Here is a 16,716-nt window from a genome sequence, read left to right as displayed (position 1 = left end):
CTCACTTTATTTATCGTCAACTAGCGGCAGAGTTTGCTGAAGATTGCTGACGCCCTCCCAGGTCTTCCATCCTTTTGGTGCCGCATAGCCAGCCTTACCACTCTGGCTACCAGAAACCTGCGAAAGCAGCGCTGCACCCTGAGGATCGATGACTGCCTGATGGAAGAAATCGGCCAGCTTCTGAGGCGTCAACTTCTTGATTTCGGCGACTACTTTAGCACGCGAATCAAACGCCAGGTTTCCTCTGTCGAAATCTTTGCTCAGCTGCGAGGCTTCCTGCGACAGCGTTTGTGGCGCCTGCATGATTTCGCCAATCACACCCTGCTGGATCTGGGCGAAGTCTTCCGCACTCATCGTGCGCAGCTTTTGTTCCGCGGTTGGGTAAAATGCTTTGAACCGATCGTAAAGTTGGGCCGGTTGTTTATCGCTGCTTTGCAGCAGGAAGCCGATACCCCACTGGCGGCCAACGGACATCGGGAAGGCAAAGACGGCATAGCCAAGCTGTTCTTGCGTGCGCAGCTGGTTATAGAACCATGGCTGCACGATTTGCCCAAGCATGGTGCTGTACGCTGTGCTGACTAATTCGTCATAGCCTTTCGGCACATAGACCGCAGCCAGAGCAGAATCGGTGCTGCTGCCTGCTTTTTCGAACATCGCCAGCGTCTGTTTGTCCACCAGCACGTCTTTATTGCGGCACCATTCATTGCCTTTGGTGCCGAGCTGGCTCTGCACCTGATGTGCCAAATCTTTCGCCTGCTGCGGGGCCATATTGCCCAGCACCATAAACTCAGGTTTGGCATTGGTTTTCAATGTGTCACGGTAATTGATCACATCCTGCAGCGTCAGCGAAGGCAGCAGGGCCCGGCGCTCGTCTCGCTGGAAATAAGGTACCTGAGAGACCATCTGAATCGGCATGATAGCCTGGTCATATGCTTTGCCTTTCTCCGCCGAATCCATCATCTGCGCGTACCAGGATTTCGCCTGATCGAGCTGCTCCTGAGTAGGCGTATAGGAGAAATAGCCTTTAAGCAGCGCTTCGAACAGCTGCGGCAGACGCTGGGTATAGCCGTTAGCGTTCACCATCAAGCCATTGTTAGCGTTAGTTGAGAAACTGATACCGCCTATCGCCGCCTGGTTGCTTAGCTCATCCAGAGCAATACCAGCCAGATAGTCGTTAATGGCAAAGAGCACCTGGTTCTTCGCGCTGTCCATCGCCTGCGGGTTGCGCAGCACCATAGTCACGTCTGCTTTAGGTTCGTTAGCGAAGTACTTGCTTGGCATGTAGAGTACGCGCAGACCGGCCTCTTTGACCAACAGTTCAGGATGCGCGTAGCTTTTATCCTGTTTGATCAACGTAAAGTCATCAGGAATGTACGGATTCAGTTCCGGCAGCGTCAAATGAATGGCGTCCGCTTTCTGCTGCCAGCCAGCGAAGGTCTGCTTGCTGATTTTGTCGACCTGATAAGGGGCTTCAACAAAATAGGCCGTCTTGTTATGCGGCTCTTTCGGGCTGATATACCAGACCCGGGCATTTTGCGGCGTCATCATATCCAGGCGGGCTTTAATGGCCGCCGGATCGTACCGATCGGCAATGTTGACCGCATCCAGGGTGTGCTCGACAGGCACGCGCAGCATGGTATCAGCCAGCCACTCTACGTAGTCCATATCACGGGTGATGGACGGGTAGCGGAAGTCCAGATCCAGCACGTGGGCAAGCTCATCAAAGTAACGCTTATTAACGCCATTTTGACGCAGGGTGTTCAGATAGCTAAAGACGGCAGCAACCACTTCATCGCGATGGGCGAGGCCTTTATCGGTCAGGGAAACGGATATGGCGAAAACACCGCTGTTACCGTTAACCAGCGGATCGGAATCGGCACGAATGCTGTCTGCCAGCCCCTGTTTCTGAAGCCAGTCGGATAACGTGTTGTCGCTACGATTGCCAATCAGGTAACCAATCAACTCATCGGTTTTACTGCGGAATTTATCGCTGTTGTTATCGATACGGAATTCAACGCGCAGGACTTTACGAGGCAGCGCCGGAACGTAATGAATGATGATGCCCTTTTGCGCATCAGTCACGACAGGCGTAGTAATCACCGGCTTTTCAATATTTTTGTTCGGCACGCGTCCGTATGTCTCCACAGCAATCTTCGCAAGCTCAGGTATTGGCTTGTTGCTATAGATAACGGCTTTCATCAGGTTGGCCGAATAGTACCTGTCACGGAAGGCGATCAGCGAGTCCAGCAGCTTGCTGCCTGGTTTATCGCGCAGCGTTTCCAGGTTCCCACCGGAAAAACGAGAACCCGGGTGCGCCGGATTCAACGTTTCTGCACTGACCTGGGCCATGCGCATACCGTCGCGGGAGCGCGCCAGCGTCAGCTCTGCGTTGACCGCCTTTCGTTCGCGGTCCGCATATTCCGGGGCAAGATTAGGTTCGGCGATAGCATCGGCAAGCCGATCAACGGCGCCCATAAGAGCATCGTTTTCGACTTCCATATAATAGGCGGTGCGGTAAGTCGCGGTGCTGGCGTTATGGCTGCCACCGTGCTTTTTAAGGAATTCAGACAGGCTGTCAGGTTGCGGGTATTTCTTAGACCCCATCAGCGACATGTGCTCGAGATAGTGAGCCAGCCCAAGATGGGCATCGGGATCTTCGAGCGATCCGACCGGGACGACCAGCGCAGACAAGGACTTCACCGCCTGCGGGTCTGAGACCAGCAGAACGGTCATATCGTTATCAAGACGGATAGCCTGATACTGGCGATTATCTTTATCGCTTTTGCGAATGGTTTCCTGAATAGGGTGCCACCCCGTGTCTGCCTGACTTAATGGTGCCCAAAGAGCAACGAACAAGAAAAGCGGTGTAAACCAGGTGCTGCATTTAGGCATTCACGAACCTCTTAATCACGAAACTTCCTAACTCACTCATCATTAACAACTTTTAAGTACGTCGCTATCATAGTTGTTGCTTATTTCGCCAATCCTGAGCAAGCTGCGCATCATAGATGAACTTGCTGGGCTGTGCAATTTTTATACAATTATTTATGGCTTATTAAAGCGGAACAGCGGCAGAAGATAACGTTCAGCTTCGCGAATAATCGCATCGTAGTAGTCGTTATCCAGCGTGCGGTACAAACGCTGAAGCCAGACATCGGCACCTTCACCTTCAACCATCTGGTTGCCTTCCCAGGCCACCAGCAGCTTAGTTCTGGCTTTCTGCTGCGTTTGCTCATCCCATAAAATGGCATCATTTGACGGGTCATAACAGGCTTTTATCCATGCCCCCCCACTATTTGGGAGTAACAGAAGCGGTTGGCTTAAACCTTCCAGATAACCTTCAATAAGTTGCAGTAAATAGCCCCGGGCCTGCTCTTGCTCCAGCGCCGGGAAAACCCACTCCGACGATTTCCGGCCATAAAGCCTGCTGCTTCCCTGCCCACCCATAGCGGACCAGACGACGTGTTCCACCCAGAGCTGCATACCATGCGCCACATTCAGCACAGAAGGACGCCAACGCAACAGCCCATCGGACTGTACATCCGACAACCACCCTACCAGTCTTGTTCCCGCAAGCGGTAAATCAACCTCAATACTTGAACTATTTTGTCGCTCAGCGCTCACTTTTAGGGCCAACTCCTCCATTTCCGTTAACTGAGTCTCCCAGACAATTTCACCAAATGCGCCATAGGGAAGCGCGCCTGCGGCACGATAGCGACGGAAAAGGAGCTGCGGATCCTGCTTCTCAACTAAGGTATTGAGCAGCTGTTGATTCATCTGGAAACGTTCAAGACTGTCGAGCGTGAAAGGTTCGGCATCCGGCAGTTCGCTCTCTTCAAGCCAGAAATTAATCCCCAGACGCATCTGAAAGAAGGCTCTGGCCGGATGGCGCCAGAAGCGCTGAAGCTGTTCCAGCGTTATCTCTTCCTCCGCTTTTTTCGGCAGGGCCTGGATAAAAGGCGCATGGGCTTCGCCCAGCTCTCCCGCGGCTGGCAACCATTCGCTGGCATAGCTTTGCTCAAGGCTCGTCGGCAGAAAATTGTTAGCGTCAAAAGGCGTACGGCTGTGTTGATAAATCAGATGGGCTTTCACCGCATCCCCGCTTTCATCGCAGGTACGTTCGCGATCGTCCGGGAGGCAGTGGCTTTGGGCTACGTAGTCAAGAAGCTCTTCGACCAGCACGGACGGATATCGTCGGCTGTTGTCCTGGATAGAGCGTCCGATGTAGCTGATATACAGGCACTGCTGAGCCGAGTTCAACGCCTCCAGGAACAGATAACGGTCATCGTCACGGCGGCTGCGGTCACCACGCTGCGGCTTCTGGCTCACGAGATCAAAGCCGAGCGGAGCGAGCGTTCTGGGGTAAACCCCGTCGTTCATGCCCAGCAGACAGACCACTTTAAAAGGAATTGAGCGCATTGGCATCAGGGTACAAAAGTTAACCGGCCCTGCAAGGAAGCGCTGGCTGATACGTTCCTGGTCAAGCCGCTGGGCCAGCTCATTGTGTAATAGCGTCAGCGGTACTGCCTGCTGGTAATGGGCATCGAGGCCATGTTTGATAATTTCCTGCCACTGCTTTTCAATCAGCGCCAGCGCCGCTTCGGTGTCCCTATCCGGCAGGAAGAAGCAGTCGAGCATTTCACGACAGACGGGAACCCACTCCCCCAGCGTTCTTGGGGATGAAAGAGCCTGACGCCAGCGATTCAGCTGCATCAACAATTCAGCCAGCTGCCCAACAAGCTCGGCTATCAGGCCGCTGGATTCGTCGTAAGGAAGAACCGACTGCCACTCCCCCGCCTTGCTGTCCATGGCGTAGCCCAGCAGCATTCTGGTTAAACCAAAGCGCCAGGTATGCTGCCCGGTGGCAGGAAGATCAAATTCACGAACATTGTCATCATCAATGCCCCAGCGCACGCCGGATTCATTCACCCACTGCCGCAGATAGCGAAGCCCTTCTTCGTTAATAGCAAAGCGCGCAGCCAGAGCGGGCACTTCAAGCAAAGCCAGAACGTCCTCAGCCGTAAAGCGACTGTCGGGCAAAGAAAGCAGGTCAACAAAGGCCTGTAGTGCCGGATGGGCCTGACTTGCACGCCGGTCAGAAATCGCAAAAGGCAACCAGCGGTCCAGGGCTGCGTTACCGAAAACGGCCTGAATAAACGGGCTGTAGCTGTCGATGTCCGCTACCATCACGATGATATCGCGAGGCGTCAGGTCAGGATCGGCATCCAGCATCGCCAGCAGCCGATCGTGCAACACCTCAACCTCACGCTGTGGACTGTGGCACTCGTGGAAGGTCATAGAACGATCGTCGGGATCCAACGTTCGCTTGCTGTGACTTTGCAGGTAGTCCTCTTCTGTCAGTCCCGTTACGGCGTTGTTTTGCAGCTCCAGAAGATCGTATTGCAGGCTGTGCAGCAGATTATCCGGTTCGATATCGACGAAAACGTCGATCTCTTCAAACTGTTCCAGCTCTGCCAGCAGGAAGGTGTAATCCCGTCCCAGCTTGCCCCAGGAGGCCAGCATTGGGTTTCCAACATCCTGTTCCCCCTCGTCATTGAAGAGCGAGGAAGCAGACTGGTTATCTTTGAACAAGGGGAGAGAATCACCAGCCTGATAGTGGCTACGGCGACGGCGACCGATCAACCGTGCAAGATACGACGGATCTTTAATATCGCCCCAATAGTAGCGGCAGGGATTGGTAAACAGGAGATGAACCTCAATGTGCTTACCTAAAGCCTGGAGCGCCTGAAGATAGATAGGAGGCAACGCTGAAATGCCGCAGATAAAGACGCGTGGCGGCAAACCTGGCGGACATTCATCACTGCTTTCAAGCTGACTGATAAACCGTTGGTAGAGATTCGCACGGTGCCACTCTGGCTGCTCCAGTTCACGGGTATGCGCGACTAACGCCGCCCACAGCGGTGCCTGCCACAGTTGAGCTTCTCCGGCGTTATCTACCAGCTCACCCCGCTCCCATTTGCTAAGCCAGCCCGGGCGATAAACCAGATACTGGTCGTAGAGATCGGCAATGCGCGATGCCAGCTGAAATAGCTTCCTTCCGTTCTCGTCTTCGTCCAGGTAGTGCTGTAGCAGGGCAAATTCTGGTCGGCCAAGCATGTCGGGTATGAGCTTCATCAGCTTCCAGCTCATACTCTGTTTGTTGAACGCGCTTTCTTCAGGAATAGCGGGCAGCACGCGCACAAACATGTCCCAGATGAAGCTCGCCGGCAGGGGAAACGCTATGTTGGCGGCAATACCAAACTTTTGCGCCAGCGTCATTTGTAGCCATTGCGCCATGCCAGTGCTTTGTACCAGAACCACTTCAGGCTGAAACGGATCGGGTAAGGGTTGCCCCTCCACGATGTATTCCATAAGCGTTTCCAGCACATCAAGGCGGTTGGAATGGTAAACACGCAACATAAAATCGCTACTCCTGGCTTTTTACTAGGGGCAATGTAGCTGGGACAGCTGCCCGCTACGGCCCGACGGGCTGGTGATGTTAACAGCGATGCTGACACATCCCGCTGCCGTTGTCTGCTGTCGGATAACTTTCCACTCTGCTGGCGGCTCAGGAGCACCAGGCTCACTAAGCTCCACGGCCAGCCGCCAAAGCTGATGCATTTGCCATTGAGACTGAAAACCCTGCAACAGCACTCGGTTATAGCTCAGCAAGACGGTCATTATCACCGCAAAAAGAGCCAGTGCGCAGAGTACTTCCGGCAGGCTGAACCCATTTTCATAGCGCCTTACTCGGGTAGCTGACATTGGCTGGCCTCCGTCAGGGGACAAAAATCTGCCCATCCATGAGAGGATGATATCCATTGGGTATTGGCTACCTTTCCCCAACGCCATAGCGTAACCGGAGCTGACTTTTGCTGTGAAACGCCTTGTGCAGCCATAACCACCTTGTCCTTTGTCGTCATCAGCACACAGGCACGCCACTGTGCAGCCTCCCTTTTACACTGCCACTGATTTGCTTTCTGCCAGTGTTGTTTGCTGCCCCAGGCAAGCGCTGACACGGCGGCGGCATACTCTTTGAGAAAACCGATTTCCCTCGCCACAGCAAATCGCTGTCGATCCAGTTGCTGTTGCAGCCCACTGAGCATCAGCATGCCCAATGAAAAAATCAGCAGCACAAATGCCAGCGAACTGCTGCCCTGCTCCCTCTGCATTTTCACAGGTTATACCCCACCACGCTGTGCCTGAGGGTGATCATTTGGCTACCTCTTTTCGGCAGTGCGCTGATTTCAATTTCCAGCAATGGCGGCAGACCCTGGCGTGCTAAACGGCGAACCACAAAGTACTTTATCGCCATAGAGTTCGGATCGGAGATCCGCTGCCAGTTACCACCGTCACAATGAACAGCCCCTTTTAATGTCTCAAGGCTACCTTCCCTGAGCCTGAACCCTGTCATTTCTGCCTCTGCGTGTCCCGCGGGCTCCCAAACGCCATTGCTGTTGAAATCCCAACGAATGATGACGCACTTCCCCTCGTTGCCAAGCGTTAATCCGTTCCCTGCGCACTGGCCATTACAGTATCCCGCGCGGCGCAGATTCTTCCCGAGGCTGAAAGCGAGCTGCCAGAGTGACTCCTGCAACATTTCCTTTTGATACTGCATCAGAACACCACGCTGTAATGCAGGAAACAATTTTCCCGCGCCAAGCAATACGGCGCTGCTTAACGCCAGAGCAATCAACGTTTCAAGCAGCGTGAATCCCTTTTGCTTCAGAGACATCTCGTGGCCCCTTCTGTTTTACACGCACGGATACGCCCCCATGCTGAGACGATGACCTGCCACTCCCCGGCCGGGCTTCGCAGCGTGAGATGTCCAGGCCAGGCCGTATTCCGCAGCCCGTAGAAGCCCAGCCCGGCCGTCATTTCCACGATGTCGATATCCGCAAAGGGCTGCGCAAGCTGCCATTGCCCAGGGTTTTCGCAGCCCGTTTGCAGCCCCGACAAGCCTGACAAACACCAGCCGGTAGCCGTTGTGCTTAAAGAAAGCAGACGATCCTGGTTGTGCCAGTTGGCATCACTGCGCAGCCGTTCGAGCAGGCTTCGGACCTGCTGCACGGTTATCCATAGCCGCTGCTGCTGCTGCCATTGCTGCCAGCCATACAGCCCACTGGCGCTCAGTGCGACAACAATAACCATGACGAGCAGCACCTCAATCAGGCTAAAACCACCTTGTTTTCTGTTCATGCCCGCAGTCTGCTCGGCTCCCCAACAGGTCGCCAGCGTCAGGAGAGATTTCATCGAGACGTGCCGAAGGAAATATGCGTTTTTGCAAAGGATTGCAGAAGTTCTGGAAGGAGCCTCGAAAGGCTGATTTGAGAGCAAAAAAAACCGGCGCACGATGGCGCCGGTTATGTCAGTCTGTTTTCTGTCAGATTGCGACAGGGGCTTTAATCGCCGGGTGCGGATCGTAGCCTTCGATGTCGAAGTCTTCAAAACGGTAGTCAAACAGGGACTCAGGCTTACGTTTGATCACCAGCTTCGGCAGCGCACGCGGCTCGCGCGTCAGCTGCAACCTGGTCTGTTCAAGGTGGTTGCTGTACAGGTGGGTATCTCCCCCCGTCCAGACGAAATCACCCACTTCCAGATCGCACTGCTGCGCCATTATATGCACCAGAAGCGCGTAGCTGGCAATGTTAAACGGCAGGCCCAGGAAGATGTCGCAGGAGCGCTGGTAAAGCTGGCAGGAGAGCTTGCCGTCTGCCACATAGAACTGGAAGAAGGCATGGCAGGGTGCAAGCGCCATTTTATCCAGTTCACCAACGTTCCAGGCTGAGACGATGATGCGACGTGAGTCAGGATCGTTTTTCAGCTGGTTCATTACCGTAGTGAGCTGGTCAACGTGGCGGCCATCAGGCGTTGCCCAGGCGCGCCACTGCTTGCCATATACCGGCCCCAGATCGCCGTTCTCATCTGCCCATTCGTCCCAGATGGAGACGTTATTTTCATGCAGGTAAGCAACGTTAGTATCGCCTTTTAAGAACCACAGCAACTCATGGATGATGGAGCGTAAATGACAACGTTTGGTGGTGACCAGCGGGAAACCTTCCTGCAAGTTAAAACGCATCTGATGCCCGAAAATAGACAGCGTGCCGGTGCCGGTACGGTCATTTTTTGGCGTGCCTTCTTCAAGCACTTTTTTCATCAAATCAAGATACTGTTGCATTTTTCCTCACGAAAGCTGTTGCTGTGGGCGACGGCGGTAGGCCCAGACCATCATGATGAGACCGGCCACGATCATCGGAATCGAGAGGATCTGCCCCATGCTGATGTACTGTACCCACTCCCCGGTAAACTGGGCATCCGGCTGGCGGAAGAACTCAACGATGATACGGAACGCGCCGTAGCCGATGAGGAACAGACCAGAAACCGCGCCCATTGGCCGTGGCTTACGGATGTACAGATTCAGGATGATAAACAGAACGATACCTTCCAGCGCCAGTTCATACAGCTGGGAAGGATGGCGCGGCAGGACACCGTAGGTATTGAACAGCGACTGCCATTCCGGGTGCGTAGCCAGCAGGCCGATATCTTCGCTGCGAGAACCAGGGAAAAGCATTGCCCAGCGGAAGTTCGGATCGACACGGCCCCACAGTTCGCCGTTGATAAAGTTGCCGAGGCGCCCTGCGCCCAGACCAAATGGAATCAGTGGCGCAATAAAATCAGAGACCTGGAAGAAGCTGCGCTTGGTGCGGCGCGCAAACCAGATCATCACGCAAATCACCCCAACCAGACCGCCGTGGAACGACATGCCGCCATCCCAGACTTTAAACAGATAAAGCGGGTCGGCCATAAAGAGTGGCAGGTTGTAGAAGAAGACATAGCCCAGACGGCCACCGAGGAACACGCCCAGGAAGCCCGCGTAGAGCAGGTTTTCAACTTCGTTTTTGGTCCAGCCGCTGCCTGGTTTATTGGCGCGGCGTCCGGCAAGCCACATGGCAAACACGAACCCAACCAGGTACATCATCCCGTACCAGTGCAGGGAAACCGGCCCGACGGAGAAAATCACCGGGTCAAATTCAGGGAAATGCAGATAGCCACTATTCATCTGTCACCACAAGCCTTTGTTACCCCACCGAAAAACACGGCAGGTTGCAAATACGCACCCGGGCGGGCGCGCTCCGAAAGCCGCGAATCATAGCACAAAGGGAGGTCTGATTAAGTTCGCGAAGTTGTAAAAGATATGTAATGCCGCAGGGAAAACGGTGCTGCAGGCGCTCTAGCGCCCGCCGCGAATTAAACCGCCCATGCCGCGCCGCTCCATAAACGAGGCGACCTGGTGGCGAACTTCCGTTGCCAGCTGCGCTTCAAGGCTGCGCTCCGCCAGCATTTGCGCTTCTTCAAGACTGATATGGCGAAGAAGGTATTTAACACGCGCAACCGAGCGTCCGTTCATGGAGAGATGCCGATACCCCATGCCCACCAGCAGCACCACGCACATAGGATCACCGGCCATTTCCCCGCACAGGCACAGATCGATACCGTATCTTTCTGCTTCGCTGGCGATCATCCGCAGCGCTCTTAACATAGCTGGGTGCAGACTGTCGTACAGGCTGGCGACACGGGTGTTGTTGCGGTCGACGGCGAGGAGATACTGCGTCAGGTCATTGGTGCCGACGGAGATAAAATCGACCCGGCTGGCAAGCTGGCCGAGCATAAAGACCATGGACGGGACTTCGACCATCACGCCGATACGAGGTTTTGGCAGCGGATAGCCCAGCACCTCTTCCACCTCGCGCCCGGCACGGTCGATCAGGCGTCTTGCTTCATCGACCTCATCGAGGCTTGTGATCATCGGCAGCAGAATGCTTAAGTTACCGGTCGCGGCGTTAGCGCGCAGCATGGCGCGAACCTGCACCAGGAAGATCTCCGGCTGGTCGAGCGTAATGCGAATACCGCGCCAGCCCAGACACGGGTTCTCTTCGCTGATTGGCATGTACGGCAGCTGTTTGTCCGCCCCCACGTCCAGCGTACGCAGCGTGACGGGCTTTTCGTTGAACATCTGCAGCATGCCCTGATACTGAGCGACCTGCTCCTCTTCCGAAGGGAAGCCGCTTTGCAGCATGAAAGGGATTTCAGTGCGATAGAGCCCGATACCGTCAATGCGGCTGCCGAGCTTCTCTTCGTGTTCAGGGCTAAGACCAGCGTTGAGCATGACCTGCACCCGCTCGCCGCTTTTCAGCGCAGCAGGGAGATCGACATCATCTTCTGCAATGCGGCTCAGCTCATTTTCTTCGCTGATAAGCCGCTGGTACTCCTGAAGCAGGATCGGTTCAGGATCGACCAGTATTTCGCCGCGATAGCCATCCACCACCAGCGTGCGGCGATGCAGCACCGAGGGCTGGATATCCGCCCCCATGACGGTGGGAATACCCAGTGCGCGTACCATAATGGCAGCGTGGGAGTTTGCAGCGCCATCGCGCACCACAACGCCAACCAGGCGGTTTTGTGGCAGCTCAGCAAGCGTAGTGGCAGAGAGTTCATCTGCCACCAGAACAAAACGTTCCGGCCAGGTGTTTGGCCCCTGAATCGTATCGTCGAGGTGGAACAACAAGCGCTGACCCAAAGTGCGCAAGTCGCCAGCACGCTCTTTGAGGTAGCTGTCGCTCAGGCTCGCAAACTGCTCGGCGAACTTCTCGACGACTTTTTTTACTGCCCACTCTGCAACGAAGCCTTTATCGACCTCGCCATATAGCTCACGGCGCAGTCTCGCATCCGTCAAAAGGTGGGAGTAAAGGTCAAAAATTGCGGCGGTTTCTTTCTGCGCGCCAGCGGCAAAACGCTTGCTGTAGCGGCGGAATTCGTTCGACGCCTCTTCAAGCGCGGCGGTCAAACGCTCGCGCTCCAGCACGGTGTCGAGGGTAGATGCTTCGGATACCTGCTCCATTAACGGCAGCGTGGAATCCATCCAGCCTTCGGCGATTGCTACGCCAGGCGACGCAGGTAACGCACGAATTCGCGTCTGGCGGTATTGACCAAAGAGTGCGGCAAGCTGTGACTGGGAGAGAATCGCGGCCATCTGTGTGGCTAACGTAACGAGGAAGGACTCCTCGCTTTCATCATACTGACGGTGTTCACGCTGCTGTACCACAAGCACGCCGAGCAGCTGACGGCGTTGAATAATCGGCACACCCAGGAAGGCTCGAAAGCGCTCTTCTTTCACCGCGGGCACATATTTGAAGCTCGGGTGTTTCTGGGCATCCGCAAGGTTGATAGGTTCAGCAAGGCGCCCAACCAGACCGACGATGCCTTCATCAAATGCGAGGGTGACAGTGCGCCCCCGAGGCTTTTTCAATCCCTTCGTTGCCATCAGATAGAAGCAGCGGCGGTCATGATCGGCGAGATAAACCGAGCACACCTCGGTATCCATCGCAAGGCAGATATCGGTAACCAGAATGTCCAGCGCCTCATTGAGGCGCGGGGCGCTGGCAACCTTTTCGACTATTTCTCGCAAACGGGTGAGCATTTTCTGCGTGACTTAACCTCTTTTACGTCGCCATGCAGGCGCGTTATTGCGTGGTGGCGTAACTTCCTGCAGCGGCATAACGACACTGGCAAACTCTTTCATCACCCGACGATAAACATCGCGCTTAAAGGAGACAACCTGACGCACGGGATACCAATAACTCACCCAACGCCAGCCGTCGAACTCCGGGGTGCTGCTGGTTTGCATATTGATGTCGTTATCGGAGCTTATCAACTGCAAAAGAAACCATTTTTGTTTCTGGCCGATACAAACCGGCTTTGTGTCCCAACGCACCAAACGTTTCGGTAACTTGTAACGTAACCAGTTGCGGGTCGAGGCGAGAATGCGCACATCTTTGCGCTGCAGCCCCACTTCCTCAAAGAGCTCGCGATACATCGCTTGCTCAGGAGATTCGCCAGGATTGATGCCACCCTGCGGAAACTGCCAGGAGTGCTGGCCGAAACGCCTGGCCCACATCACCTGCCCTTGCCGATTACAAATTACAATACCAACATTCGGGCGGTAGCCATCATCATCGATCACCGGACTACCTCAAATAAAACCTGGATTGCAGCGATTGTTTCATACAAGCCTCAGGCGGTAAACCACTCTTAACAGTGAACCTTGACGAATAACATTTGAATAACTCACAAATTTAACCCGAGTTATAAACAGATGAGACAAATCGCCATCGGTTTTATTCACTTTTTCTGTGGATATCACTGTGAAAAACTGTCGGATACTCTCGGGACAACTTTAGATAACTCAAAATAAGAGCAATCTCACAATTTATAAAAACAATTGTAATTCATGTAGATGCATCAGTAAAAGTTGTTCATAACTTTCATAGCGTGATCAACATCACAGAGAAGGATCGTTCATTGCCCAAAGATCGACCAACGTCGTTTTTATCCACAGATTGTGCAAAGAAGTTAGTCACAAATCGCTGAAAAAATGTGTTTAGCCCCCCCGTCAAGGCTGTAAATAGAACCAGTAGTGGCCCTTTTTGCCAGTTATCCCATTTTTCTGTGGATAACCCGGTGTAAGATCCTGTTCATTGTCAGTGACCAGAATTGGAAAAGTTTTTCCCGCCGCGATCAATATGCGAGTAAATGACAAAAAAGTCATTATAAATCATGAAATTGATATTCTATCCCACGACACGCTAAACTATTTCCACACTGTGGGTAAACCACGCCTGTTTTTTAACCAACTGGCAGTCCTTTGTTATGTATGCATTACAACCCTTGTTACAGCCTCCGGAAAATGAACAGATCTTGCTGGTTCAGGCGCAGAATCTCGCGGGTTATTCTCTTGGCGAGCTGGCTGCTATTGCGGGTTTATCAGTTCCGCCCGATCTCAAACGCGATAAAGGCTGGATCGGCATTTTGCTTGAGCTGTGGCTTGGGGCGAGCGCGGGCAGTAAGCCTGAACAGGATTTCGCGGCGCTTGGCATTGAGCTAAAAACGATCCCAGTCGATCGTCTGGGTCGTCCGCTGGAGACGACCTTTGTTTGTGTTGCCCCGCTGACGGGGAATACAGGTGTCGTGTGGGAAACCAGTCACGTGCGCCATAAGCTTAAGCGTGTACTGTGGATCCCCGTTGAAGGCGAGCGGCAAATTCCCCTGGCGGATCGCCGGGTCGGCTCACCGCTGCTGTGGGAGCCGTCGCCAGAAGAGGAGCAGCAGCTAAGGCTCGACTGGGAAGAGCTGATGGATTTGATCGTGCTGGGTCAGGTTGAGCGAATCACCGCTCGCCACGGCGAAGTACTGCAGCTGCGTCCGAAAGCGGCCAACAGTAAGGCGTTAACAGAAGCCGTTGGCGCGGAAGGTGCACGTATTCTTACGTTACCGCGCGGGTTTTACTTAAAAAAGAACTTCACTGCTGCGCTCCTCGCACGCCATTTCCAGATCTAGCACCATTTAACTTGCATAGCCGTTCCGGCACACGTTTATAATCAGGTTTTCTTTTTGGCAGGACTTTTCAAATGTTTGCATGGATCTCTGACCCTAACGCGTGGATGGCATTAGGCACGCTAACGATTCTTGAAATCGTGCTGGGTATCGACAATATTATTTTTCTTTCACTGGTCGTGGCAAAGCTTCCTAAAGAGCAACAGCAGAAAGCCCGCCGCCTTGGCCTGGGTGCCGCCATGATTATGCGTCTGGCGCTGCTGGCCTCGATTGCCTGGGTAATTCGCTTAACCACACCGCTGTTCACCGTGATGGGCAACGAAATCTCTGCAAGGGATCTGATCCTGTTGCTAGGGGGCTTGTTCCTTATCTGGAAGGCCAGCAAAGAGATTCACGAATCGATCGAGGGGGAAGAAGAGGGTCTGAAAACCAACGTTCACTCCTTCTTTGGCGCTATCGTGCAGATTATGCTGCTGGATATTATTTTCAGCCTCGATTCAGTGATCACCGCCGTCGGCCTTTCCGATCATCTGTTTATTATGATGGCCGCGGTCATTATTGCCGTAGGGGTGATGATGTTTGCTGCCCGCGCCATTGGTGATTTCGTCGACCGACACCCTTCGGTGAAAATGCTGGCGCTGGCTTTCTTGCTGCTGGTGGGCTTCACGCTGATCCTCGAAAGCTTTGATGTTCATGTTCCGAAGGGCTACATCTACTTCGCTATGTTCTTCTCCATTGCGGTAGAAAGCCTGAACCTTATCCGCAACAAAAAGAATCCTCTCTGACCCGCTCAGGGGAAGGCTTACACGCTTTCCCCTGATTTATTTTAAGAATTTCCTGCTTATCCTCTCGCCTTTATCAGAGTATTACTAAACTATGTATGTCAATCCATTCCTGACGAGGCGAATAACGATGAAAAAATGGGCAGTTGTAATTTCCGCTGTGGGTCTGGCTTTTGCCGTTTCCGGCTGTAGCAGCGACTATGTGATGGCGACCAAAGATGGCCGCATGATCCTGACAGACGGCAAACCAAAGGTCGATGATGAAACCGGGCTGGTGAGCTACCGTGATAACGAAGGCAACGAGATGCAAATCAACCGCGACGACGTTTCACAGATCATTGAACGCTAATCTCCCAGGTCAGCCCCCCTGCTGACCTGAGTACTTTTATTACCTTCCCCCCTTTCGCTTTTGCTTCCCCTCTGCCATGTTAATAGTCCGTTTTTTATCGGGCACCTGCCTGATGTGGTCTTTCATAAGAATAAGGAAGCCGGCAATGCACTATCATCGTATCCCCCATAGCTCGCTCGAGATCAGTACGCTCGGGCTGGGAACCATGACATTTGGTGAACAAAACAGTGAAGCCGATGCCCACGCCCAACTCGATTACGCCGTAAGCCAGGGCGTTAACCTGATTGACGTCGCAGAGATGTATCCCGTCCCGCCACGTCCGGAAACGCAGGGCTTAACAGAAACTTATGTGGGTAACTGGCTCAAGCAAAGTGGCAACCGGGACAAACTGATCGTTGCCTCTAAAGTCAGCGGCCCGACTCGTAATAACGATGCCGGCATCCGCCCGAATCAAAGCCTCGACCGCAAAAATATTCGTGATGCGCTGGATGCCAGCCTGAAGCGTCTGCAAACCGATTACCTCGATCTGTATCAGGTTCACTGGCCGCAGCGTGCCACCAACTGTTTCGGCAAACTTGGCTACACATGGACCGATAACGCCGTTCCAGTGACCCTGCTGGAAACGCTGGAGGCGCTGGCAGAACATCAGCGCGCCGGGAAAATCCGCTATATCGGCGTGTCGAACGAAACGCCATGGGGCGTGATGCGTTATCTCCAGCTGGCAGAAAAGCATGATCTGCCGCGCATCGTGACTATCCAGAATCCTTACAGCCTGGTGAACCGTAGCTTCGAAGTGGGGCTGGCAGAGGTCACCCAGCGTGAAGGCGTTGAGCTGCTCGCTTACTCCTGCCTGGCTTTCGGGACATTAACGGGTAAATACCTGCACGGTGCCAAACCAGCCGGTGCCCGTAATACCCTGTTCAGCCGCTTTACGCGCTACAGCGGAGAACAAACTAATCTCGCCGTTGCCGCTTATGTAGATATCGCTAAACGTCACAATCTGGATCCTGCACAGATGGCGCTGGCCTTTGTTCGCCGCCAGCCATTCGTTGCCAGTACCCTTTTGGGGGCGACAACGATGGAACAGCTGAAAACCAACCTTGAAAGCCTGCATCTGGAGTTGAGTGAGGATGTGCTTGAAGAGATTGAAGCGGTGAACCGGGTTTATACCTACCCGGCACCTTAATATTCAGA

14 protein-coding genes and 1 pseudogene are annotated in these 16,716 nt (G+C 53.8%); 5 read left to right on the top strand and 10 right to left on the bottom strand.

Features of this window, described 5'->3' with window-relative positions; all coding sequences use genetic code 11:
* Positions 1-6: 6 nt before the first annotated feature.
* The 10 genes from ptrA to rppH all read right to left on the bottom strand — a co-directional run bounded on the left by ptrA (position 7) and on the right by rppH (position 13,021).
* Positions 7-2,892, bottom strand: a complete 2,886-nt coding sequence (gene ptrA / locus HYQ67_RS08935) for a pitrilysin (protein WP_202303348.1) — start codon at positions 2,890-2,892, stop codon at positions 7-9.
* 153 nt (positions 2,893-3,045) lie between these two features.
* On the bottom strand, positions 3,046-6,420 hold the full coding sequence (gene recC, locus HYQ67_RS08930) for an exodeoxyribonuclease V subunit gamma (RefSeq protein ID WP_202303347.1): 3,375 nt from the start codon (positions 6,418-6,420) through the stop codon (positions 3,046-3,048).
* Positions 6,421-6,444: 24 nt separating this feature from the next.
* Entirely contained in the window at positions 6,445-6,765 is a 321-nt protein-coding gene (locus tag HYQ67_RS08925; RefSeq protein ID WP_202303346.1) for a prepilin-type N-terminal cleavage/methylation domain-containing protein, read from the bottom strand.
* Positions 6,747-7,172 carry a DUF2509 family protein gene (locus HYQ67_RS08920; RefSeq protein WP_237391172.1) on the bottom strand — a complete coding sequence of 142 codons (426 nt, stop codon included), beginning with the start codon at positions 7,170-7,172 and terminating at the stop codon, positions 6,747-6,749. The genes HYQ67_RS08925 and HYQ67_RS08920 overlap by 19 nt, the downstream gene beginning before the upstream one ends.
* Before the next feature lie 2 nt (positions 7,173-7,174).
* Positions 7,175-7,735 (bottom strand): prepilin peptidase-dependent protein, encoded by a 561-nt coding sequence (locus HYQ67_RS08915; RefSeq protein ID WP_202303344.1) that lies wholly within the window; start codon positions 7,733-7,735, stop codon positions 7,175-7,177.
* Positions 7,726-8,199: a prepilin peptidase-dependent protein gene (locus HYQ67_RS08910; protein WP_202303470.1), complete on the bottom strand. Its 474-nt coding sequence runs from the start codon at positions 8,197-8,199 to the stop codon at positions 7,726-7,728. Before HYQ67_RS08910 ends, HYQ67_RS08915 begins: the two co-directional genes overlap by 10 nt.
* Positions 8,200-8,383: 184 nt before the next feature.
* Complete coding sequence (thyA, locus tag HYQ67_RS08905; protein ID WP_202303343.1) at positions 8,384-9,178, bottom strand: thymidylate synthase; 795 nt, start codon at positions 9,176-9,178, stop codon at positions 8,384-8,386.
* Positions 9,179-9,184: 6 nt separating this feature from the next.
* Positions 9,185-10,060 (bottom strand): prolipoprotein diacylglyceryl transferase, encoded by an 876-nt coding sequence (lgt, locus tag HYQ67_RS08900; RefSeq protein ID WP_202303342.1) that lies wholly within the window; start codon positions 10,058-10,060, stop codon positions 9,185-9,187.
* A 171-nt stretch (positions 10,061-10,231) separates the two neighbouring features.
* Positions 10,232-12,478 (bottom strand): phosphoenolpyruvate--protein phosphotransferase, encoded by a 2,247-nt coding sequence (gene ptsP / locus HYQ67_RS08895; RefSeq protein ID WP_202303341.1) that lies wholly within the window; start codon positions 12,476-12,478, stop codon positions 10,232-10,234.
* Between the two features lie 12 nt (positions 12,479-12,490).
* Positions 12,491-13,021 (bottom strand): RNA pyrophosphohydrolase, encoded by a 531-nt coding sequence (gene rppH, locus HYQ67_RS08890; RefSeq protein WP_034498067.1) that lies wholly within the window; start codon positions 13,019-13,021, stop codon positions 12,491-12,493.
* A gap of 453 nt (positions 13,022-13,474) precedes the next feature.
* Here rppH and HYQ67_RS23980 point away from each other — a divergent pair.
* The 5 genes and pseudogenes from HYQ67_RS23980 to HYQ67_RS08870 form a co-directional block, all read left to right on the top strand.
* Positions 13,475-13,561: pseudogene (locus tag HYQ67_RS23980) on the top strand (hypothetical protein); the annotation flags it as partial.
* A 146-nt stretch (positions 13,562-13,707) separates the two neighbouring features.
* Positions 13,708-14,394: a DNA mismatch repair endonuclease MutH gene (mutH, locus tag HYQ67_RS08885; RefSeq protein WP_202303340.1), complete on the top strand. Its 687-nt coding sequence runs from the start codon at positions 13,708-13,710 to the stop codon at positions 14,392-14,394.
* A 71-nt stretch (positions 14,395-14,465) separates the two neighbouring features.
* The gene (locus HYQ67_RS08880) at positions 14,466-15,176 is read left to right on the top strand and encodes a TerC family protein (RefSeq protein WP_202303339.1); all 711 of its coding nucleotides are present in this window, start codon (positions 14,466-14,468) and stop codon (positions 15,174-15,176) included.
* A gap of 127 nt (positions 15,177-15,303) precedes the next feature.
* Positions 15,304-15,522: a YgdI/YgdR family lipoprotein gene (locus HYQ67_RS08875; RefSeq protein WP_202303338.1), complete on the top strand. Its 219-nt coding sequence runs from the start codon at positions 15,304-15,306 to the stop codon at positions 15,520-15,522.
* 145 nt (positions 15,523-15,667) lie between these two features.
* Positions 15,668-16,708, top strand: coding sequence for an NADP(H)-dependent aldo-keto reductase (locus HYQ67_RS08870; RefSeq protein ID WP_202303337.1), 1,041 nt, complete (start codon positions 15,668-15,670; stop codon positions 16,706-16,708).
* The last annotated feature ends 8 nt before the right edge of the window (positions 16,709-16,716 follow it).

This window comes from Dryocola clanedunensis subsp. sulfonylureivorans, assembly GCF_016756775.1.
Taxonomy (GTDB): domain Bacteria; phylum Pseudomonadota; class Gammaproteobacteria; order Enterobacterales; family Enterobacteriaceae; genus Dryocola; species Dryocola clanedunensis.
The sequence above is the reverse complement of the archived record's forward strand: the minus strand, read 5'-3'. Positions and strand labels throughout refer to the sequence as shown.

What these genes read in the sequence shown, in the direction of transcription:
- HYQ67_RS08875 (WP_202303338.1), top strand. Translation starts at nt 15,304, where the DNA reads ATGAAAAAATGGGCAGTTGTAATTTCCGCTGTGGGTCTGGCTTTTGCC.
- HYQ67_RS08880 (WP_202303339.1), top strand. Translation starts at nt 14,466, where the DNA reads ATGTTTGCATGGATCTCTGACCCTAACGCGTGGATGGCATTAGGCACG.
- lgt (WP_202303342.1), bottom strand. Translation starts at nt 10,060, where the DNA reads ATGAATAGTGGCTATCTGCATTTCCCTGAATTTGACCCGGTGATTTTC.
- recC (WP_202303347.1), bottom strand. Translation starts at nt 6,420, where the DNA reads ATGTTGCGTGTTTACCATTCCAACCGCCTTGATGTGCTGGAAACGCTT.
- mutH (WP_202303340.1), top strand. Translation starts at nt 13,708, where the DNA reads ATGTATGCATTACAACCCTTGTTACAGCCTCCGGAAAATGAACAGATC.
- thyA (WP_202303343.1), bottom strand. Translation starts at nt 9,178, where the DNA reads ATGCAACAGTATCTTGATTTGATGAAAAAAGTGCTTGAAGAAGGCACG.
- HYQ67_RS08920 (WP_237391172.1), bottom strand. Translation starts at nt 7,172, where the DNA reads ATGCAGAGGGAGCAGGGCAGCAGTTCGCTGGCATTTGTGCTGCTGATT.
- ptrA (WP_202303348.1), bottom strand. Translation starts at nt 2,892, where the DNA reads ATGCCTAAATGCAGCACCTGGTTTACACCGCTTTTCTTGTTCGTTGCT.
- HYQ67_RS08910 (WP_202303470.1), bottom strand. Translation starts at nt 8,199, where the DNA reads ATGAACAGAAAACAAGGTGGTTTTAGCCTGATTGAGGTGCTGCTCGTC.
- ptsP (WP_202303341.1), bottom strand. Translation starts at nt 12,478, where the DNA reads ATGCTCACCCGTTTGCGAGAAATAGTCGAAAAGGTTGCCAGCGCCCCG.
- HYQ67_RS08870 (WP_202303337.1), top strand. Translation starts at nt 15,668, where the DNA reads ATGCACTATCATCGTATCCCCCATAGCTCGCTCGAGATCAGTACGCTC.
- HYQ67_RS08925 (WP_202303346.1), bottom strand. Translation starts at nt 6,765, where the DNA reads ATGTCAGCTACCCGAGTAAGGCGCTATGAAAATGGGTTCAGCCTGCCG.
- HYQ67_RS08915 (WP_202303344.1), bottom strand. Translation starts at nt 7,735, where the DNA reads ATGTCTCTGAAGCAAAAGGGATTCACGCTGCTTGAAACGTTGATTGCT.